The organism is Paraburkholderia sp. RL17-373-BIF-A (assembly GCF_046030175.1).
In the GTDB taxonomy this organism is placed as follows: domain Bacteria; phylum Pseudomonadota; class Gammaproteobacteria; order Burkholderiales; family Burkholderiaceae; genus Paraburkholderia.
Genome location: NZ_JARESO010000030.1, coordinates 1 through 18,542 on the forward strand (window position 1 = coordinate 1; position 18,542 = coordinate 18,542).

17 protein-coding genes are annotated in these 18,542 nt (G+C 64.2%); 7 read left to right on the plus strand and 10 right to left on the minus strand.

The features are described from left to right. Positions 1–183 precede the first annotated feature (183 nt). Positions 184–1,632: an MFS transporter gene (locus P0D80_RS30240; protein WP_408289308.1), complete on the plus strand. Its 1,449-nt coding sequence runs from the start codon at positions 184–186 to the stop codon at positions 1,630–1,632. A gap of 153 nt (positions 1,633–1,785) precedes the next feature. Here P0D80_RS30240 and otsA read toward each other — a convergent pair whose 3' ends face one another. The 6 genes from otsA to P0D80_RS30270 all read right to left on the minus strand — a co-directional run bounded on the left by otsA (position 1,786) and on the right by P0D80_RS30270 (position 6,513). Then, the gene (otsA, locus tag P0D80_RS30245; protein ID WP_132375514.1) at positions 1,786–3,213 is read right to left on the minus strand and encodes an alpha,alpha-trehalose-phosphate synthase (UDP-forming); all 1,428 of its coding nucleotides are present in this window, start codon (positions 3,211–3,213) and stop codon (positions 1,786–1,788) included. A 212-nt stretch (positions 3,214–3,425) separates the two neighbouring features. After that, the gene (locus tag P0D80_RS30250) at positions 3,426–3,638 is read right to left on the minus strand and encodes a hypothetical protein (protein ID WP_132375516.1); all 213 of its coding nucleotides are present in this window, start codon (positions 3,636–3,638) and stop codon (positions 3,426–3,428) included. 152 nt (positions 3,639–3,790) lie between these two features. After that, the gene (locus P0D80_RS30255) at positions 3,791–4,060 is read right to left on the minus strand and encodes a hypothetical protein (RefSeq protein WP_132375517.1); all 270 of its coding nucleotides are present in this window, start codon (positions 4,058–4,060) and stop codon (positions 3,791–3,793) included. A gap of 105 nt (positions 4,061–4,165) precedes the next feature. Next, entirely contained in the window at positions 4,166–5,566 is a 1,401-nt protein-coding gene (locus P0D80_RS30260) for a sigma-54-dependent transcriptional regulator (RefSeq protein WP_132375519.1), read from the minus strand. A gap of 307 nt (positions 5,567–5,873) precedes the next feature. Continuing rightward, positions 5,874–6,149, minus strand: a complete 276-nt coding sequence (locus tag P0D80_RS30265; protein WP_408289313.1) for a hypothetical protein — start codon at positions 6,147–6,149, stop codon at positions 5,874–5,876. 46 nt (positions 6,150–6,195) lie between these two features. Further along, positions 6,196–6,513 carry an ElaB/YgaM/YqjD family protein gene (locus tag P0D80_RS30270; RefSeq protein WP_408289316.1) on the minus strand — a complete coding sequence of 106 codons (318 nt, stop codon included), beginning with the start codon at positions 6,511–6,513 and terminating at the stop codon, positions 6,196–6,198. A gap of 382 nt (positions 6,514–6,895) precedes the next feature. Here P0D80_RS30270 and P0D80_RS30275 point away from each other — a divergent pair, with 382 nt between their 5' ends. From P0D80_RS30275 to P0D80_RS30285, 3 genes are all read left to right on the plus strand, one after another. Then, a complete protein-coding gene (locus P0D80_RS30275; RefSeq protein ID WP_408289319.1) occupies positions 6,896–7,954 on the plus strand; it encodes a sigma-54 interaction domain-containing protein in 1,059 nt (352 codons plus the stop codon). A 355-nt stretch (positions 7,955–8,309) separates the two neighbouring features. Then, positions 8,310–8,888, plus strand: coding sequence for a hypothetical protein (locus P0D80_RS30280; RefSeq protein ID WP_408180378.1), 579 nt, complete (start codon positions 8,310–8,312; stop codon positions 8,886–8,888). After that, positions 8,885–9,454: a hypothetical protein gene (locus tag P0D80_RS30285; protein WP_408289322.1), complete on the plus strand. Its 570-nt coding sequence runs from the start codon at positions 8,885–8,887 to the stop codon at positions 9,452–9,454. Before P0D80_RS30280 ends, P0D80_RS30285 begins: the two co-directional genes overlap by 4 nt. Before the next feature lie 99 nt (positions 9,455–9,553). Here the strand turns inward: P0D80_RS30285 and P0D80_RS30290 are convergent, their stop codons facing one another. Both P0D80_RS30290 and P0D80_RS30295 read right to left on the minus strand, forming a co-directional pair. Next, complete coding sequence (locus P0D80_RS30290; RefSeq protein WP_408180376.1) at positions 9,554–10,900, minus strand: ABC transporter ATP-binding protein; 1,347 nt, start codon at positions 10,898–10,900, stop codon at positions 9,554–9,556. A 19-nt stretch (positions 10,901–10,919) separates the two neighbouring features. Continuing rightward, on the minus strand, positions 10,920–12,671 hold the full coding sequence (locus P0D80_RS30295) for an ABC transporter permease (RefSeq protein ID WP_408180375.1): 1,752 nt from the start codon (positions 12,669–12,671) through the stop codon (positions 10,920–10,922). A 709-nt stretch (positions 12,672–13,380) separates the two neighbouring features. Here P0D80_RS30295 and P0D80_RS30300 point away from each other — a divergent pair. Both P0D80_RS30300 and P0D80_RS30305 read left to right on the plus strand, forming a co-directional pair. Next, a complete protein-coding gene (locus tag P0D80_RS30300) occupies positions 13,381–15,072 on the plus strand; it encodes a sensor domain-containing diguanylate cyclase (protein ID WP_408180374.1) in 1,692 nt (563 codons plus the stop codon). Positions 15,073–15,218: 146 nt separating this feature from the next. Then, entirely contained in the window at positions 15,219–15,485 is a 267-nt protein-coding gene (locus tag P0D80_RS30305) for a double-stranded DNA-specific endonuclease (protein ID WP_038458190.1), read from the plus strand. A 91-nt stretch (positions 15,486–15,576) separates the two neighbouring features. Here the strand turns inward: P0D80_RS30305 and P0D80_RS30310 are convergent, their stop codons facing one another. After that, on the minus strand, positions 15,577–16,893 hold the full coding sequence (locus P0D80_RS30310; RefSeq protein WP_408180373.1) for an ATP-binding protein: 1,317 nt from the start codon (positions 16,891–16,893) through the stop codon (positions 15,577–15,579). After that, a complete protein-coding gene (locus P0D80_RS30315; RefSeq protein WP_012432166.1) occupies positions 16,877–17,602 on the minus strand; it encodes a response regulator in 726 nt (241 codons plus the stop codon). Before P0D80_RS30315 ends, P0D80_RS30310 begins: the two co-directional genes overlap by 17 nt. A 220-nt stretch (positions 17,603–17,822) precedes the next feature. Here P0D80_RS30315 and P0D80_RS30320 point away from each other — a divergent pair, with 220 nt between their 5' ends. Next, the gene (locus P0D80_RS30320; protein ID WP_408289327.1) at positions 17,823–18,350 is read left to right on the plus strand and encodes a Spy/CpxP family protein refolding chaperone; all 528 of its coding nucleotides are present in this window, start codon (positions 17,823–17,825) and stop codon (positions 18,348–18,350) included. The last annotated feature ends 192 nt before the right edge of the window (positions 18,351–18,542 follow it).

Here is an 18,542-nt window from a genome sequence, read left to right on the forward strand (position 1 = left end):
GGCGGGCGCGGGGCGCGGGGGGGGGGGGGGGGGGGCCCCCCCCCCCCCCCCCCGGCCGGCCGGGGGGCCCCCCCCCCCCCCCCCCCCCCCCCCCCCCCCCCCCCCGCCGCGGCTGCCTGTTCTCTCAGGTCGGCACGCGGCACGCGCACGCGGCGAGCCACCCCACTACAACTCCAACAATCGATGCACGCACAACCACCGCGCAAGGACGGCGCCGTACCCGCTGAAGCGGCCGACACACTCGCCCCCGACAGCTCGTTCTCCGACAACACCGAACAAGGCTTGCCGATTCCGCAGCGCTATTGGGCGATGCTGGTCATCGCACTCGCCCTCACGCTCGCGGTGCTCGACAGCGCGATTGCCAACGTGGCGCTGCCGACTATCGCGCGCAACCTGCACGCCAGCGCGGCCGGCTCGATCTGGGTCGTCAACGCCTATCAGTTGGCAATCACGATCTCACTGCTGCCGCTCGCCTCGCTCGGCGACCGCATCGGCTACCGGCGTATCTATCTCTCCGGGCTGATCCTGTTCACGGTGGCGTCGTTCGGTTGCGCCTTGTCGACTTCGCTGCCGACTCTCGCGCTCGCTCGCGTGATTCAAGGCTTCGGCGCGGCGGGCATCATGAGCGTGAACACGGCGCTGGTGCGCATGATCTATCCGCCCGCGCAGCTCGGGCGTGGCATCTCGATCAACGCAATGGTGGTCGCGGTGTCATCGGCGGTCGGGCCGACCGTCGCTTCCGGCGTGCTCGCCGTCGCCTCGTGGCCGTGGCTGTTCGCCATCAACGTGCCGATCGGCATCGCGGCTATCGTCGGCGGCTTCAAGGCGCTGCCGATGAACCCCGGCCACGAATCGCCCTACGACTACCTCAGCGCGGTGATGAACGCGTTCGTCTTCGGCCTGCTGATTTTTGCGGTCGATGGACTCGGCCACGGCGAGGGATTCGGCTACGTCGCGCTCGAAGCGATCGGCGCGGCGGTGATCGGCTATTTCTTCGTGCGCCGTCAGTTGACGCAGCCCGCGCCCTTGCTGCCGATCGATTTGCTCAGGATTCCCATCTTCGCGCTCTCGATCGGTACCTCGGTCTGTTCGTTCTGCGCGCAGATGCTCGCCTTCGTGTCGCTGCCCTTTATGTTGCAGGAAACGCTGGGGTTGTCGCAGGTCGAAACCGGGCTGCTCATGACACCTTGGCCCGCCGTGATCATCATCGCGGCGCCGATTGCGGGCCTGCTGTCGGACAAGGTGTCGTCGGGATGGCTGGGTGGCGTCGGACTTGTCGCGATGACGGCCGGGCTGTTGCTGCTCGCCACGCTCGGCGCGCATCCGGACGCCATGCAGATCGCGTGGCGCATGGCCTTGTGCGGCGCCGGCTTCGGCATCTTCCAGTCGCCGAACAATCGCACCATACTGTCCGCGGCGCCGCGCGAGCGCAGCGGCGGCGCGAGCGGCATGCTGGGCACCGCGCGCCTGACCGGCCAGACGCTCGGCGCGGCGCTGGTCGCGCTGATCTTCGGCATTGCGCCACAACACGGGCCGATTATCGCGCTCTATGTGGCCGCGTGCTTCTCGGCGGTCGCCGCGGTGATCAGCACGACGCGCGTCATGCAACGGGTCAACGCGCAACCGGCCTGAACGCTCGATTGAAGTGGACGGTCACGCCAACGCAAAAAGGGCGCGCCTCGCATGTCGCGATTCGCGCCCTTCTCTTCCAAACCCGCAAACGCTACTCGGAAGACGTGACCAGCACACGCGGCCGCACTGCAAGCCGCGCGACCGTTGATCCGGCTACGACGACGCGGTCACGTCAGCGAGCTTTACCGCTTTGGCCGTCACCGAAGATGCCGTCGCCACGTTGCGCAGATCGGCAAGGAAGGTATCGCGCCAGACCGACAGATTGTTCTCGCGCATCGGCGCCATCATGTCGGCGTGTCGCGCCTGGCGCTCGGCGAGCGGCATCGAGAGCGCGCGTTCCAGCGCTTCGGCCATCTGCGACAGATCGAACGGGTTGACGACCAGCGCGCCCGGCAATTGTTCGGCGGCGCCGGCGAATTGCGATAGCACCAGCACGCCCGGATCGGCCGGATCCTGCGACGCCACGTATTCCTTCGCGACGAGATTCATGCCGTCGCGCAGCGGCGTCACGTAGCCGACCTGCGATTGACGGAACAGCGCCATCAGCAGATTGCGCTCGTACTTGCGGTTCAGGTATTGGATCGGCGTCCAGTCGAGCTGCGCGAACCGGCCGTTGATGCGGCCCGCCTCGCCCTCGAGCGTCTGACGAATCCGCTGGTAGGTCGTCACGTCCGCGCGTGTCGGCGGCGCGATCTGCACCAGCGATACGCGACCGTGCCACCCCGGTGCGTTGAGCAGCAGCCGCTCGAACGCCTGGAAGCGCTCCACCAGACCCTTCGAATAATCGAGGCGGTCGACGCTCATGATCAGCTTGCGTCCGCGCATGCCGTCGCGCAGGCTGCGCACCGGCTTGCGGTCGGTAAACTGCTCGGCGGCTTTGGCGATCGCGTCCGGATAGATCCCGATCGGATACGCGCCCACTTTCAGGAAGCGGTTGTACGCGTGCACCATGCCGTCCTCGCTCGAGGTGCCGTGCTGGCCGCGCTCGATAAAGTCGACGAACGACTGGCGATCCGCGTCGGTCTGAAAGCCGATCACGTCATAGCTGCACATGGCCTTGACCAGTTCCTCGTGCGGCGGAATCGTGCGCAGCACTTCCGGCACCGGAAACGGAATGTGCAGAAAGAAGCCGATCGGATTCTTCACGCCGAGTTCGCGCAGGCAGCGCGCGAACGGCAGCAGGTGGTAGTCGTGGACCCAGATAATGTCGTCGGGCTTGAGCAACTCCTTGAGCTGCTTCGCGAGCGTCGCGTTGACGCGCTGATAGCCCGCGTATTCCTGCCGGTCGTAGCGCGACAGGTCATTGCGATAGTGGAACGTCGGCCACAGCGTCGCATTGGAAAAACCGCGGTAGTACTGGTCATAGTCGCGCTTGGTGAGGCCCACCGTCGCGTACGTCACATTGCCTTGTTTCTCGATCACCGGAGCGCTCGGCTCGCTCACCGTTTCGCCGCTCCAGCCGAACCAGACCCCGCCGCTTTCCTTCAGCGCGTCCAGCACGCCGATAGCGAGGCCACCCGCTGCGGGACGGCCTTCCTGAGTCGGCGCGACACGATTCGATACCACGATCAGTCTGCTCATTGGTGCTCCACCTAGTTCAGTTGTTTCGTTGCATACGGACATGTGCCGAAAAGGTGCACGCAAGTCGCGTGCCGTTTTTTGAGACGCTGGAAATAAAAATGTATGCAAATGTGACAGACGAGCAGAAACGCGCGGCCCTGTCACGCCGCGAAGAATTTTTTTCTGCTTTGTATGACAAAACCGGAAGGCCTCTTACCGGCCGTCAAATCGGCTCAGGCGTCCTGCTCCGAGCCGAGGTCGCGCTGGTATTCCAGCCCTTCCGAACGCACGCCGCCCTGGTTGTGCTCGCCGTCAGGCGGCGCATCGGGCGCTACACGGTTCTGCCCTGCCGGATCGGGCGACGCCGGCGGGCTGTCTTTGCTGCCGCCCGGCCGGGAATCGCGCTTCGAGTGGCGCGCTGAACGTCGCAGTGCTGGATGTCTCATGATCCACGCCTCCAAGGGAAGCCCGCCGCCAAGTTTGCGGCATTCATACAGTCTAGGGGTCACGACGGTAATTTGCCGGTAAAAGATGCGCCGGCTTTGTAACAAGTACATAAATTCCGTGCGCCGGACTGTGGTGTAACGCACAGAACGAGTCAGAGTTGCATGCGTAGCGGCTGTAACGTCTGACGTTGACTGGCTTGTGGCGTTTGCGTGGGCTGCGGCGGCGGATCGCCGATCGGCGGAGCGACCGGTTCGATGGGTTCGATCGGTTGCGGACTCGGATCGGGGCTTGGAACGGGAACGGTGTCGGGCTCGCCGGGGCTCGGCGGCGCAACCGGAGGCGGTGATGGCGGCTCGATCGGCTCGGGACGGTGAGCGTGCATCGGCAGGGGAAGCGCGGGAGCGGCAGCGTAGTCCGGCATGTTATTTATCCTCGTTTGCGTTCCACCAGATCGCAGCAAGGCCTGTGCCGTTACGGATGCGCCCCCGGCTGGCTGGCGCCTGTCGTGTCAGCGGCGCGGGTGGCGTTAAGCGTCCGCGCCGCCCAGCGCGCGTGATTCGTCGGCGGCGTCGCCGTCGTCACGCGCGTCATTGCCGTACTCGACCAGACGGTTGTACAGCGTCTTCAGGCTGATGCCGAGAATCTCGGCGGCCCGCGTCTTCACGCCGCCGCACTGCTCGAGCGTAGCCACGATCAACTGACGGTCCGCTTCGGCGAGCGATGTGCCGAACGGAATCGTGATCGCCGTGCCGGCCGCGGGCTTCGACAGCGTGATCTGTAGCGGCACCGTCGCCGTGCTGTCCGAATCCGAACCCGACATGATGTGCGCGCGCTGCACATAGTTCTTCAGTTCGCGCACATTGCCCGGCCACGGATAGGACATGAGCATGTCCTTCACGGCCGCGGGGAAATGCTTCTTCGTGCTGTGACGTTCGTTGAGTTCGTCGAGGAACGCCTGAGCCAGCAGCTCCACATCCTTGCCCCGGTCGCGCAACGGCGGCAGGCTGATAGGAAACACGTTCAACCGATGGTACAAGTCGAGCCGCAGCTTGCCTTCCAGCACGGCCTGCTCGGGATCGCGGTTGGTCGCCGCAATCAGGCGCACATCGGTTTCGATTTCCTTGGTCGTGCCGACCCGCATGAACATGCCGGTTTCCAGCACGCGCAACAGTTTCACCTGCAACTCGATCGGCATCTCGGTGATTTCGTCGAGGAACAGCGTGCCGCCGTTCGCTCGCTCGAAATAGCCCTTGTGCTGACGATCGGCGCCGGTAAACGAGCCGCGCTCGTGGCCAAACATTTCCGATTCGATCAGGTTCGGCGAGATCGCGCCGCAGTTCACCGCAAGAAACGCGTGCTTGCGACGCAAGCTCAGTTGATGCAGTGTCTGCGCGGCGACTTCCTTGCCGGTGCCCGACTCGCCCACCAGCATGACCGAGGCCGCCGTCGGCGCGACACGGCCGATCTGGTCGTAGACCTCCTGCATGGCCGGCGAATTGCCGAGCATCAGGCCGAAGCGGCCCATGCGGCGCAATTCGCCGCGCAACGTGCCGATTTCCGCCTTCAGGTCGCCGGCGCGCGGCAGGCGCGAGAGGATCGCCTTCACGCGCTGCATGTTGATCGGCTTCACCAGATAGTCGGTGGCGCCCATCTTCAGCGCGTTGACGGCCGACTCCACCGTGGCATGGCCGGTAATCACGATCACTTCCACGCCTGAGCGTGGATCCAGATCTTCGAACAGATCGACCCCGCTACCGTCGGGCAGCTTCAGGTCCGTAAAGACGACGTCCGGCATCTGCCGGACCAGTTGAATGCGCGCTTCGCGCAAATCGCCCGCGGTGGCGGTGGTCAGGCCGTCTTCCCCGATGATGGCGGAAAGCGCCTCGCGGGTACCAGCATCGTCATCGACAATCAGTACATGTGGCATCGCGTCTCGAAAGCCTGCAAGCGTGGGGATGGGAAAACATGCAAACGCGCATGCTGAAAAGCGTGCCGTCGACCTGGCGCTGCGCCGTTGGCGCGGGCTCTAATGTGAGCACCCACCAACTTTAAGGCAACGCACCAGCCGACGACTTGATTCAATCTTGCAACAATACAAGGGCAAACCCACCCGCCCAAAGCGTCATTGTTGTTTATTTGCCTATTATAAGGCTTTATCGAGACAAATTAGCAAGCTGTACGGGGCGCCGCCCCGTCAGCGCGGTGCGTCGGCGATGCCGTGCAGGCGAGCCCGCTCAACTGCGCGGGAACGGCCATGCGCCGCCATTGCCATTCGGATAAACGGAGCCGTTGGCGCCATGCTCGCTCGGGTTCGCGTCGCCCGCCGTGGTCGCCTGATTGGCGGTCGGCGCAGCCGGCGCCGCGACCGTGCCGCCCTCGTTTTCCCAACGGCTCAATTCGCGCGCCACAGGAACTTGTGCCGCGCGGTCGCGCTGCTGTACGTAGCGCACAGCCAGAAAACCGCCGAGCGCCATCAGTGCGCCGAAGATGCCGATTTTGGGTCGTGCCATCGTGAACTCCTTGTCGTCATGAAGCGGATTGGTGCTCGAAAGCGTCTCAGCGCGCAGTCAGCACGCCGAGCAGAAAGCCGACGCCCACGGCAATCCCGATCGAACGCCACGGGTTGTGCCGCACGTAGCGTTCGGTATTGACGGTGGCCGCGCGGTAACGCCGCTGCGCGTTCTGCTGCGCATCGCCGAGTGCCGATTGCAGGGTTTCGACATGCGTGCCGAGTTTGTCGCGCAGCGCGCCGACGCCCTCCCCCGGCACGTTGGCGGCGAGCCGCAGCATTTCTTCCGAGTCCTTCAGCAGCACTCGCAGATCCTCGACAATCTTCTGGCCGCCGAGTGCAATCTGTTGCGTGGTGTCAGTCATCATTCACTCCTGGTCTGAGTTCGGCGTTCGCGTGTGCGTTCCGGCGCGTGCGCATATCGCTGCAAATTGGCGAGTGGCGATCGCCACCGTCGCGCAACATGCCGATATGCAAGGCCATCGCGCCAAAAAAAGCACACGCGTGTCGGGTGAAAGTCGCAAACGCCGTGCCCGGTAAGTTTGCCCGGCGCGGCCCAAGCAAACACCAAGCCAGGCAGTTTCGACCGACCGTGCATAAATGTATTTTTTAGGCCCTCACATCGTTTGCCGAAAACGGTGTCAAAGTGGTTAAATCAATCTTTGAGAGATAGCGGCATCGCTGGTTTATCTCATTCCCAGGCCTGCGCGCCGTAACAACGAACTCATTTGCACAGGACCCCCGTTTATGGCGTCAATCGACCTGGCCTCGCCCACCGTCTCCGCTGGCGGCAATGCTTCGGCACTGGCGAAGCAGCGCGTCGCGGACGGCATCGTGGGACTGAAATCGTACGGGCTGCTGTATGGCTCGTCGCCGGTGATGCTGGATCTGTACCAGCAGATCGAACGCGTCGCCGGCACCGACGCGACCGCGCTGATCATCGGCGAATCCGGCACCGGCAAGGAACTGATTGCCCGCACGATTCACGATCAAAGCAGCCGCAAAAACGCACCGTTCGTCGCCGTGAATTGCGGCGCGATTCCCGACGAACTCATCGAAGCCGAACTGTTCGGCCATGAGAAGGGCAGTTTCACCGGCGCGGTCCAGGGCCGTATCGGCTACTTCGAACATGCGAACGGCGGCACCCTGTTCCTCGACGAAATCACCGAAATGGCGCCAGTGCGCCAGGTGAAGCTGCTGCGCGCGCTGGAAACCGGCACCTTCTACCGGGTCGGCGGCAATGACCTGATCAGCGGCAACGTGCGCGTGATCGCCGCGACCAATCGCGACCCCGCCATCGCAGTCAAAGAAAACGGACTGCGTGAAGACCTCATGTACCGGCTCGCGGTTTTCCCGCTGCGCGCGCCGCCGCTGCGCGAGCGCGAGAGCGATCGCGAACTGCTTGCGCAGCACTTCCTCGCGCTGCTGAATCAGCAGGAAGGTACGGGCAAAAGCTTCAGCAAACGGTCGATCGAAACACTGCGCACCTGGTCGTGGCCAGGCAACGTGCGCGAGTTGAAGAACGCGGTGTATCGCGCGTTCATTCTCGCGGAGAAGATCGTGGAGTTGCCGCATCCGCATCTCGCGTCGCGCGTGAAAAAACCCATGACGCAGGGCGACGCGATGAGCGTATGGATCGGCACGCCGCTCGCCGACGCGCAAAAGCAGATCATTCTCGGCACGCTCAAATATTGCGGCGGCGACAAACGACGCGCGGCCAAAGCTCTCGGCGTGAGTCTCAAGACCTTGTACAACCGCTTGAGCGCATACGGCGACGAAGGGGCGGAAGACGAGCCCGAGCAATAACGTCACGACGCGGCACTCAGGTGGCGACGCCGCGTGAGTGCTTGCGACGGCGCCTGAATGTCCGGGCACATGCGTGCTTCGGCGTCTGACCACCAGTTGCAAAAAGCCTGTGCTGCGCGACTTGAACGACCAACCAAATCCCTTCGCACCACCAATCAAAATCGGCCACTGCCCAACAGAAACCGATTTGTCTCGCACCATCTTTTGCAATTGCTTGCATTTTCCCTCTGCCAATTACAAATAGCATCCTGCAAAATGCGGCACACGCATTGCTAGGTGGGAAACGCGTGTTACTCGTTCGCACAGTTGATATCGAGCGCGAACGAAAGGCACTTGCAGGAGCAGAGACAGGGAAATGCAAAAAAGTATGGTGTGGGCTGAATGGGCAAAACGAACAACCGGGCGTGGACGTCCCAATGCAACGGCGCTCGTTGCTCTCGCTGTGGCGATCTCGTCGGCGTTGAGCGGCTGTAGCTCGCTCTATTCGGAAGGCGCCACTGCCGGCGCCGGTATCGCAGGCGCCGCGCTCGCGGCGAAGGTCACCAACAACGCGGCTGTCGCGACCGGTATCGGTCTCGGCGCGGTGGCCGCGGCGCGTGCCGGGGTGCAATACTCGGAGCGCGTGGTCCACAAGAATACGCAGGACGGTATCGCTAAAATTGCCGGTCCGCTGGACGTCGGCGCAATCGCGCCGTGGAGCGTGACCCATTCGATGCCGATCGAAGACGACGAGCACGGCCGCGTCACCGTCAGCCGCACCATCAGCGCGGGCGCGCTCGACTGCAAGGAAATCGTCTTCTCCGTCGATCAGACGGCGACCAAGAACGTGCCGGCGAGCAGCGCGTTTTACGTGGCGTCGATCTGCCGTGACGGCGACAACTGGAAGTGGGCGTCGGCCGAACCCGCCACCGAACGTTGGGGCGCGTTGCAATGACGGCGCGTCCGTATACGGCTGGCCTCACGGTGCGCCGGCCTCGCCTCGCTGCCTGGTCCGGCAACCGGTTGCGGCTCGTGCTGGCCGGCGCGCTTTGCGTCGGCGCAAGTGTACTGACAAGCGGCTGCTCGTCGGTGGGCGCGGCGAGCGGCGCGGCGGCGGCCGTCGCGTCCGGGCTGGTCACGTCCAATCCGGCAGTCGGCATCGGCATCGGAATTGCCGTGCAGGCGGCCACCGACGAAGCCGTCGGCCGCTACATGCGCACCATGCACACCGATCAGCAGAACATGATCGCCGCGTTGGCGGGCGCCATGCCGGTCGGCGAGACTCGCCCCTGGTCGGTCAAGCACACGCTGCCGATCGAGAACGGCCACGGCCAGGTGCGCGTGACGCGCGCGTTCGGTTCGGCCCTCGCGCTCTGCAAGGAATTCGTGTTCTCGGTGCAGGACGGCGATGGCCCGAACGCGCATGAGGACTGGTACACGGCGAGTGCGTGTCAGCAGGACAAAGGCTGGAAGTGGGCGTCCGCGGAACCGGCCGTCGCACGCTGGGGCAGTCTGCAATAAAGGCGCGGAAATGAAAAAACGGCAGGGTCTCCCCTGCCGTTTTCGCTTTGAGCCGGCTTCGCGCGTCTTGAACGACTTAAACGCGCAACTCGAAGGCGCTTAAGACTCCACGTCTTCCAAACTGAAGATTTCGGTCTGGTCGTTGTACGAGAAGATCTCGCCATAACGGCCCCAGTTGATGACCGCGTCGAGCGTTTCTTCCGCGGCGCTGTCCGACAGAAAATCCTCCAGCTCCTGCTCGAAGCGCACGCGCGGCGCGCGATGCCCCGGCCGTTCGTTGAGCACCTTCTTGATTCGCGCGGCGAGCGGCACGTGCCGCAACAGATGCTCGGCGAACATCATCTTGCGTTCCTGGGTGCCGAACTCGGAGAACACGCGCGCCGGCGGCGTCAGGAAAATGTCGCCTTCGCGTATGTCGGCGAAACCGAGGTGCTGCAGCACTTCGGCGACCGGGAACAGATCGTCCACCTCCAGATGCAGCGAACGGGCGATTTCCGGCATGTCGGCGCGGCCGTGGTACGGCGCCGCGGCCAGCGTTTCGATCAGACCGGCCATCAGGTTGGTCGACACGTGCGGCAGCCAGCTATGCAGCTCGAGACCCTTCTTGGTCTTTTCGTCGGTCTGACGCGCGGTCATCTTCGCGTAGATATCGTCCACCAGCCGGCGGAAAGCCGGATCGAGACGATTACGCGGATGCTTGAACGGCACCTTGATCTCGGCGATCACACGGCCCGGATTCGACGACAACACCAGAATGCGGTCGCACATGAACACCGCTTCCTCGATGTTGTGCGTGACGATCAGCACGGCCTTGATCGGCATGCGGCCTTGCGTCCACAGATCGAGCAGGTCGGTACGCAGCGTTTCGGCGGTCAGCACGTCGAGCGCGGAGAACGGCTCGTCCATGAGCAGCAGCGTGGGATCGACCACCAGCGCGCGTGCAAAGCCGACGCGCTGGCGCATGCCGCCCGACAACTCGCGCGGATAGGCGTTTTCGAAACCGTCCAGACCGATCAGGTCGATCGCCGCCAGCGCGCGCGTGCGCCGCTCGCTCGCGCCGACGCCTTGCGCTTCGAGACCCGCTTCCACGTTTTGCAGCACGGTCAGCCACGGAAACAGCGCGAAGGTCTGGAACACCATCGCGACGCCCTTGGCGGGACCGTCGAGCGGCTTGCCCATGTAGGTGACTTCACCGTCGGTCGGCTCGATCAGACCGGCGATGATGCGCAACAGCGTCGACTTGCCCGAGCCCGAACGTCCAAGCAGTCCGACGATCTCGCCTTCGCGCAGCGACAGATTCGCGTCGTCGAGGACGAGCAGTTCGCCCTGCGACTTGTTGAACCCGCGGCACACGTCCTTGACGAGCAGGATCTCTTCGCCGAGGCGTGGCGGCTTCGGCGGGGTCTGGATCGGCGCGGCGGTCATAGCAGCTTTAGGATTTTGCATCGCGTTTTGCCTTTATTACTCAATCGAGCCGGAGCTTGGCTTCGGCGTAGGCGTACATCGGACGCCACAGCAGGCGGTTGAACAGGGTCACGAACAGGGACATCACGGCAATGCCCACGATGATCTTCGGATAGTCGCCCGCGGCGGTGGACTGCGCAATGTAAGCGCCCAAACCGTGCGCGGCCACTTTGGTGTCGCCCCACTGCACGAATTCCGCGACGATGCTCGCATTCCACGCGCCGCCCGACGCGGTGATCGCGCCCGTGACGTAGTACGGGAAAATGCCCGGCAGAATCGCCTGACGCCACCATTGCCAGCCGCGGATGTGGAAGTTCTTGGCCGCCTCGCGATAGTCATTCGGATACGACGTCGCGCCGGCGATCACGTTGAACAGGATATACCACTGGGTGCCGAGCACGATCAGCGGCGACAGCCAGATGTCCGGGTTCAGATGGAAGCGCACGATCGCGATCACGAACACCGGGAACAGCAGATTGGCCGGGAACGCGGCGAGAAACTGCGCGAGCGGCTGGATCTTTTCGGCGAGCGCCGGGCGCAAGCCGATCAGCACACCCACCGGCACCCAGATCACCGAGGCGATCGCGATCAGCACCACCACCCGCAGCAGCGTGATCAGCCCGAGCACGAACACGTGCCAGACTTCATCCAGCGACACACCGGTGCGCACATAGATCACGACGCGATACACCACATAGACGGTCGTCAGCAGCACCAGCGTCGCCCACACGATATCGCCGACGCGCGAACTCTTCTGCTTCTGCGGAATCTGGAAGCGCGGCCCCTGGAACGCCGGCAGCCGCAACGGCACGCGCGCGGCCTTGGCGAACATCCAGCCGAGCGGCACCAGCAGCCGGTGGATCAGGCGGGTGCGGCGGATCAGATCGAGCAGCCACGATTCCGGCGCGTCGCCCGAACTGGTGGTTTCCATGCGGAACTTGTCGGCCCACGCGACAAGCGGACGGAACAGGAACTGGTCGTAGGCGAGAATCACGACCGTCATCGCGAGGATCACCCAGCCGATCGCGTGCAGGTTCTTGTCCGAGATCGCCTGCGCGAGATAGGCGCCGATTCCCGGCAGCGTGATCGTTCTGTTGCCGACCGTGATTGCCTCGGAGGCGACCACGAAGAACCAGCCGCCCGACATCGACATCATCATGTTCCAGATGAGGCCCGGCATCGAGAACGGCACTTCCAGCTTCCAGAAGCGCTGCCATGAAGTCAGGTGAAAACCGCGCGAGACTTCGTCCAGATCGCGCGGCACGGTTCGCAGCGACTGATAGAAGCTGAACGTCATGTTCCACGCCTGGCTCGTGAAGATCGCGAAGATCGCCGCGAGCTCGGCACCGAGTACGCGCCCCGGGAACAGGGCTAAAAAGAAGGTGACCGTAAACGAAATGTAGCCCAGCACCGGCACCGACTGCAGGATGTCGAGAATCGGCACCAGCACGAGCCCGGCGCGGCGGCTCTTGGCCGCCAGCGTGCCGTACACGAGTGTGAAGGTCAGCGAGGCGACCATGGCCGCGAGCATGCGCAGCGTGGTGCGCATTGCATATTCAGGCAGGTTCGCCGGGTCGAGCGAGATGACTTGAGTCTTGAGCGTCGACATGGGCGCCAAGGTCTCGTGAAAGCCGATCGCCGCCATGGCGATCACACAGATGATCAGCGGGAAGGCGACGAAGTCCCAGCGGTTGGGCAGCACCCGCCATGCCGAAGCATTGGCGGTGCGCTTCAGGTTGAAGCTGAAGTCCATCAGATGCCCTCCCCGTCGAACCATGCGCTCAAGAACAGCAAGGAGGCCGCGGCTTCGGCGCGGCGGTCTGAAGATCGGTCCGGAAAGCGGAAATCAGGCATGGCAAAACGCGTGTGCGCGGTAAATCGTTAGCGTTGGAGACACGTGAACCGGTGACGAATGTGTCCGTGGACGAACCCGCCCAGGACCACAACCGTCAAGCCAGACTCCTGTCGCCGCAGGCGCCGCCCGTAAGGGCTGGCGAGCTTTCCTTGTTTTGGACGGCACGACACTACACCATCCTATGTTTCAGGCACAACCTTTCGCGGCAAATAGCAATAAATAGCGGAAAACCTCAGATTGCCGCCCTCGCGCCAGCGAGCACTGTTCGCGACTCAGACTATTTATCGTGGCGCGCCGACCACATCTTCGGCCCTCGTGGCGGCTGCCGCGATAGCCCAGAAGCCCACCCGAAAAATCCGAACAACCATCAAGAATCCGGCCGGGCTGCCGTTAATAACCTAATGGACGCGGCAGTCGCACTTCGCATTCCCGCAATAACGGTGGCGTCTGGCCCCATGACGGTTAAAATCAGGAGACGACGCCTGTTATCGGTTTATCCCGGGCCACAGCGACGGCGTATTGCCGACCGCTTCCACAGGGGCGAAACAGCGCAAGCGCGCTGCCACGAAAGAGCCAGTTGCATGTCACAAGACGGATCAGAGAGTCGATGAACAGGACAACCTTGCGCCAGGCAACCGGGCCGGTCAGCTTCATGCTGATCGTCCTGGTTTGCTGGTTCGTGGCCGGCATGGTTGCGGACCGGATGGTACAGCAAGAGCTGGACGCAGCCCTGCGTGCGCAGCGGCAAATGTCCGCGTCGATCGTGGACAACATGGCGGAAGTGATCGCCAGCGACCTTGCGATGTCTCGCGCCATCCCCGCAACCATGGCCGAGATGGACGTGGTCCAGCGCGCTCTGGTGCAATCCCAGAATTATGCCGTGAACGGCGAAGCGACGGAACCCGTCCTGCGCGCCGCGTTGCTGAAAGACAAGCAGATGAGCGCCGTGAGCAACTTCCTGCACGACGCGCAAGGCTTCTCCGGGCTCGACCAGATCTGGCTCGTCAACGCCAACGGCGTCTGCGTCGCCTCGAGCAACTCCATCAACAATCCGCTCGCGGCCGAGCGCTCCTTCGTCGGCACCGACATGCGCGTGCGCGGCTACCTGACGAACGCGCTGCTCGGCGCGTTCTCCGAAGCCTATGGCGTCGGCCGCGCGAGCGGCGAGCCCGGCATCTTCATCGCCGCGCCGGCATACGCGGACGGTCTGCTGGTCGGCGTGGTCGTCGCCAAGGTCGGGATCGCCCGGCTGCGCCACTGGGTCGCGCACGCCGGGACCTTCGTCGCCGACGACAACGGCGTCATCATCATGGCGCACAACAGCGAGCTCGAAGGCCGCGCGCTGCCGAACTCACGCGTCACGCAAATGACGCCCGCTGAGCGCAAGGTCATCTACCTGCGCGACGCGATTCCCGACATCCATATCAGCGTGGATTCGCAAGTGCGCGAACAGGCGCCGTGGGTGCCGTCAGCCGTGGCCGGGCAACTGTTCGGCATGTCCGACCGGCCTATGCCGTCGCTCTATCAGACGCGCGGCGGCCTGAACTCGGGGCTGTCGGCGCATCTGGTCGATCCGCTCGTGGCCTGGCCGGAACTGCTGCGCAATCACAAGCGCGATCATTTGCTGGTGTTTCTGACGCTGGCCGGTACAGTCGCGCTGGCGTGGGTGATCACGGTGTCGTATGTGCGCGAGCGTCGCCACCATCGCGCCACGCGCGATCTCGCTGAACAACTGCAATCCGCCAACACGCTGCTGTCGGCCGAGGCGCGCCACGACGCGCTGACCGGCGCGCTGTCGCGGCGCTACTTTCTCGACCTGCTGCGCCATGAGATCGAACGCGCGCATGCCGGCCACGAACCGCTGTGCATGGCGATCGCCGACCTCGACCACTTCAAGCAGATCAACGACCGCTTCGGCCACGCCGCCGGCGATCGCGCGCTCGAACATTTCGTCGACACCTGCCGCGCCGAGCTGCGCGGCGCCGACGCGATCGGCCGGCTCGGCGGCGAAGAGTTCGGCCTGCTGCTGCCGGCCACGGATCTGGCCGGCGGCCACGAAGTCGTCGAACGCTTGCGGCTGCGTCTGAAAGCGGTCCCTTCGCCGAAGCTGCCCGCTTCGGTGGGCTTGAGCGTGAGCATCGGCATCACCGAACTCTCGCCCGACGATCTGCCCGAGCGAATCATGAGCCGCGCCGACATGGCGCTCTACGCGGCGAAATCGGGCGGCCGCGACCGCACCGAAGCCTTGCCGCCCGACGACACCGCACCGCCCACCCGCACGGTGGCCAACGTGTGGTGATGCGCTCGGCAGACGCCAGACACCGGCGTCTCAATCAGCACGCAAGCTGATGCAAGGCAAGACCCGCCCTCGGGCATCCCCTAACGAAGCAGGTATGATCGACCCTGATATCGAGGTTGCCGCTACCGCTTTAACGGGAGATTCGCATGAAGGGAAATTTGGTGATCGTGTGTCGCGATCAGGATGCTGACGCGTTCGACCATCTGCTGGCTGAATACGGCGCGTTCCAGACGCGCCTGTCGTCCACCGCGTGGTATCTGAAACTGGAGGTGGCGCCGGAACTGATTCAGGAAGAGATCCTGGCGCGTCTCGGCAAATACACCACGCACTATATTTTCGAAGCCGAAACGGTGACGTGGAATACGGTGGATAGCGACGCGGCGAATGCGCTGAATACGTTGTTCTCGGACTAGCGCGCCGGTTTCCGGCCGCACCTCCGAACCTTGCGTTCGGATCCCGAGGGCACGGCGCGGGCCGGGAAGCCAACACCGCGCACTGCACGACTTACCAGGCGCTTTCCGACGCCGCTGCGACCCGCGGCAGCACTTCAAACGGAAAACTCATCAAGACTCGCAAACCACGGCCACCGTGGTTGCCGATCTCCCACTCCCCGCCCGCACGCCTTACCAGCCGCTCGACAATGGCGAGCCCGAGACCGCTATGGCCGTTGCCGCCGCGCGCCGGATCGAGCCGCACGAAAGGCCGGCTGGCGTTGATCAGGTCCTGGGCCGCGATACCGCTGCCGCTGTCGCTCACCGACAAGGTGAAGCCCTGCGAGGTACGCGCCGTGGCGACGACGATCGGCGGCGCACCGTAGGCATGCGCGTTGTCGAGCAGGTTCGACAGAATCCGGTCGAGCGTGGCGGCGGGCAACAGGAACGCCGGCCCCGCATTGAGTTCCGTCTGCACGGTGGCCACACCGGAGGCTACCGCGCGATAGCTGCGCACCACCCGCTCGCACTGCGCGTCCACTTCCACCGCTTCGCTGCGATCGGCGCCGTCGTGCGCGAACACCAGAAACTGTTCGACGATATGCGTCATGGAATCGACGTCGCGCACCACGCCGTCGCGCATCTTCACTTCGTCCATCATTTCGGCGCGCAGCCGCAAACGCGCGAGCGGCGTTTTCAGATCGTGCGCGACGCCCGCCAGCATCACGGCGCGGTCGTTTTCCGTGCGCGCCACTTCCTGGACCATCTGATTAAAACCGTGCGTGAGTTGCCGCAATTCGCGCGGCCCGCGCTCCGGCACCGGCGGCACCGGCAAGCCGCGGCCGAAGCGCGCCACCGCCTGGGCGAGCGAGCGCAACGGCTGCTGCAGCGCCCACGCGGCGAACAGCGCCGCCATCACCGCGAACGAGAAAATGATGGCAAGCCACAGCACCGTGCGGTCGAGCGAGCGCGGCGTGCGCAACGGCTGCACCGGTACGACGATCCAGCTTCGGTCGGAGGTGGCGCGCACCCATAGCGTGGGCGGACGACCCGGCAGGCCGACGCGCACCTGCGTGCCGGACGGCATGCGGTCGCGCACGTCTTCGACGAAGCGTTCGAGCGGCGGCGGCATGTCCACGGCCTCCGGCGGCACTTCAGGGCTCGCCGGGTCGACCAGTTTGACGCGCGACGGCAATGGCTGATCCGGCGTTCGGGCGACGTGCTGACGCACCGCGTCGACGAGGAAGGTCGCTTCCTCGACCGCGTAGCGCGTTTGCAGTTGACTGCGCTCTAGGCGCATGAGCGCGTACCACGCGAAATGCGACAGCAGCAGCACCGCGACGACTAGCAGCGCTAGCCGCCCGAACAGCGAATCAATGGGCCGGCGCATGCTGTTCGCCGTCGGGCACGAACACGTAGCCGCGGCCGCGCACAGTCTGAATGAAGCGCGGTGTGGACGGATCGGTTTCGAGAATGCGGCGCAGACGCCAGACCTGCACGTCGATGCCGCGGTCGGTGCCGTCGTATTCCGGACCGTGCAGCAGTTCGAGCAAGCGCTCGCGCGTGAGCGTGCGCATGGGGTGATTGACGAAAATCTTCAGCAACGCGAATTCGCTGCCCGATAACGTGAGCGGCTTGTCTTCCAGATGCAGCGTGCGCGACTGGAAGTCCAGCGTGAAGCGGCCGAAATTGAACGGCTCGCGCTGCTCCGGCGCCGCCGCCGACGGCAGCGTGCGGCGGCGGCGCAGCACCGCCTGTACGCGCGCGAGCAACTCGCGCGGATTGAACGGCTTGCCGAGGTAGTCGTCCGCGCCGAGTTCCAGCCCGACGATGCGGTCGACGTCGTCCGCCCGCGCCGTGAGCATGATCACGGGGATGTCGTCGCCCGACGCGCGCAGCTTGCGCAGCGCCGTGAGCCCGTCGACCCCCGGCATCATCAGGTCGAGCACGATCAGATCCGGGCGCTCGCGTTCGAGCCTGCGCTCGAGCGAGCCCGCGTCGTGCAGCACCGAAACCTCGATGCCCTGGCGGGCCAGATAGTCGCGGAGCAGATCGCGCAATTCGACGTCGTCGTCGACAACAAGTATTTGAGTAGCCATGGGATGAAGTTTAACGCGCAGCAGGATGGGTTTTCGATTTCAAACCGGCCCCAAGGGTTACCGGGTGTTACGGTGAAAGGTGTGCGTAATCCCCCGTAACAGCCGCATCCTGCCACGTAACACAGCGAACTGCGCAGTTCTCTACGCTGTGTCTTACCGAATGCAGGCCGTCCACTTTAACCGGTTGCATCGTCGGCTATTCCATTACAGGGAGTCTCACATGTCTACCAAAAAGATGTCGCGCGTTCTCGCCGTTGCCGCCACTGCTCTCGCCATCGGCGCGGGCGCTGCCTATGCCGCACAACCCGCCGAACACGGCGGCCCCGGCGGCTGGCACGGCCACTTCATGAAGCAATTGACCCAGCTCCACGATCAGTTGAAGCTGAACGCGGATCAGGAAAAGCAGTGGCAAGCCGCGCTCGACACCATGAAGCAGAACCACGAGGCCATGCGCGCCAATCATGAACAGATCAAGAACCAGTTCAAGGCTGCGCAGCAACAGCCGATCCTGGATTTGAACGCCATGGCGGCCGCGCACCAGCAAGTCGAGCAGAAAGACGCGCAACTGCGTCAGCAAACCTCGGATGCCTGGCTCAAGTTCTACAACGGCCTGAACGACCAGCAGAAGACCACCGTCAGCACGGAGCTCAAACAGCGCTTTGCGAAGATGGAGTCGCGTCATGAAAAGATGCACGAGCGCTGGGAGCATCGCAAGGGCGCGGCATCGGCGCCGGCGGCCAATCAGTAAGCGGCCCGGTATCGATGCACAGGCGGCCCGCGCGGCCGTCTGCGTTGCTGGATGCAAAAACGCCACGGAGGTTGGCCTTCCGTGGCGTTTTTTTTGACTACGCGATGCGGCGCGGTGCGTGCGTGCGGACCGTCGCGATGCATGCGTGAGGCTTGCTCGTTGCGCCTTCAACTATTCCTTCAGTGAAAACGC

Bases quoted from the DNA above. Each gene is read 5' to 3' on its own strand.
- P0D80_RS30260 (WP_132375519.1), bottom strand. From the start codon at position 5,566: ATGCCACATGTACTGATTGTCGATGACGATGCTGGTACCCGCGAGGCG.
- P0D80_RS30315 (WP_012432166.1), bottom strand. From the start codon at position 17,602: ATGGCTACTCAAATACTTGTTGTCGACGACGACGTCGAATTGCGCGAT.
- P0D80_RS30270 (WP_408289316.1), bottom strand. From the start codon at position 6,513: ATGACTGACACCACGCAACAGATTGCACTCGGCGGCCAGAAGATTGTC.
- P0D80_RS30290 (WP_408180376.1), bottom strand. From the start codon at position 10,900: ATGCAAAATCCTAAAGCTGCTATGACCGCCGCGCCGATCCAGACCCCG.
- P0D80_RS30300 (WP_408180374.1), top strand. From the start codon at position 13,381: ATGAACAGGACAACCTTGCGCCAGGCAACCGGGCCGGTCAGCTTCATG.
- P0D80_RS30320 (WP_408289327.1), top strand. From the start codon at position 17,823: ATGTCTACCAAAAAGATGTCGCGCGTTCTCGCCGTTGCCGCCACTGCT.
- P0D80_RS30280 (WP_408180378.1), top strand. From the start codon at position 8,310: ATGCAAAAAAGTATGGTGTGGGCTGAATGGGCAAAACGAACAACCGGG.
- P0D80_RS30250 (WP_132375516.1), bottom strand. From the start codon at position 3,638: ATGAGACATCCAGCACTGCGACGTTCAGCGCGCCACTCGAAGCGCGAT.
- P0D80_RS30310 (WP_408180373.1), bottom strand. From the start codon at position 16,893: ATGCGCCGGCCCATTGATTCGCTGTTCGGGCGGCTAGCGCTGCTAGTC.
- P0D80_RS30275 (WP_408289319.1), top strand. From the start codon at position 6,896: ATGGCGTCAATCGACCTGGCCTCGCCCACCGTCTCCGCTGGCGGCAAT.
- P0D80_RS30255 (WP_132375517.1), bottom strand. From the start codon at position 4,060: ATGCCGGACTACGCTGCCGCTCCCGCGCTTCCCCTGCCGATGCACGCT.
- P0D80_RS30285 (WP_408289322.1), top strand. From the start codon at position 8,885: ATGACGGCGCGTCCGTATACGGCTGGCCTCACGGTGCGCCGGCCTCGC.
- otsA (WP_132375514.1), bottom strand. From the start codon at position 3,213: ATGAGCAGACTGATCGTGGTATCGAATCGTGTCGCGCCGACTCAGGAA.
- P0D80_RS30295 (WP_408180375.1), bottom strand. From the start codon at position 12,671: ATGGACTTCAGCTTCAACCTGAAGCGCACCGCCAATGCTTCGGCATGG.
- P0D80_RS30305 (WP_038458190.1), top strand. From the start codon at position 15,219: ATGAAGGGAAATTTGGTGATCGTGTGTCGCGATCAGGATGCTGACGCG.
- P0D80_RS30265 (WP_408289313.1), bottom strand. From the start codon at position 6,149: ATGGCACGACCCAAAATCGGCATCTTCGGCGCACTGATGGCGCTCGGC.
- P0D80_RS30240 (WP_408289308.1), top strand. From the start codon at position 184: ATGCACGCACAACCACCGCGCAAGGACGGCGCCGTACCCGCTGAAGCG.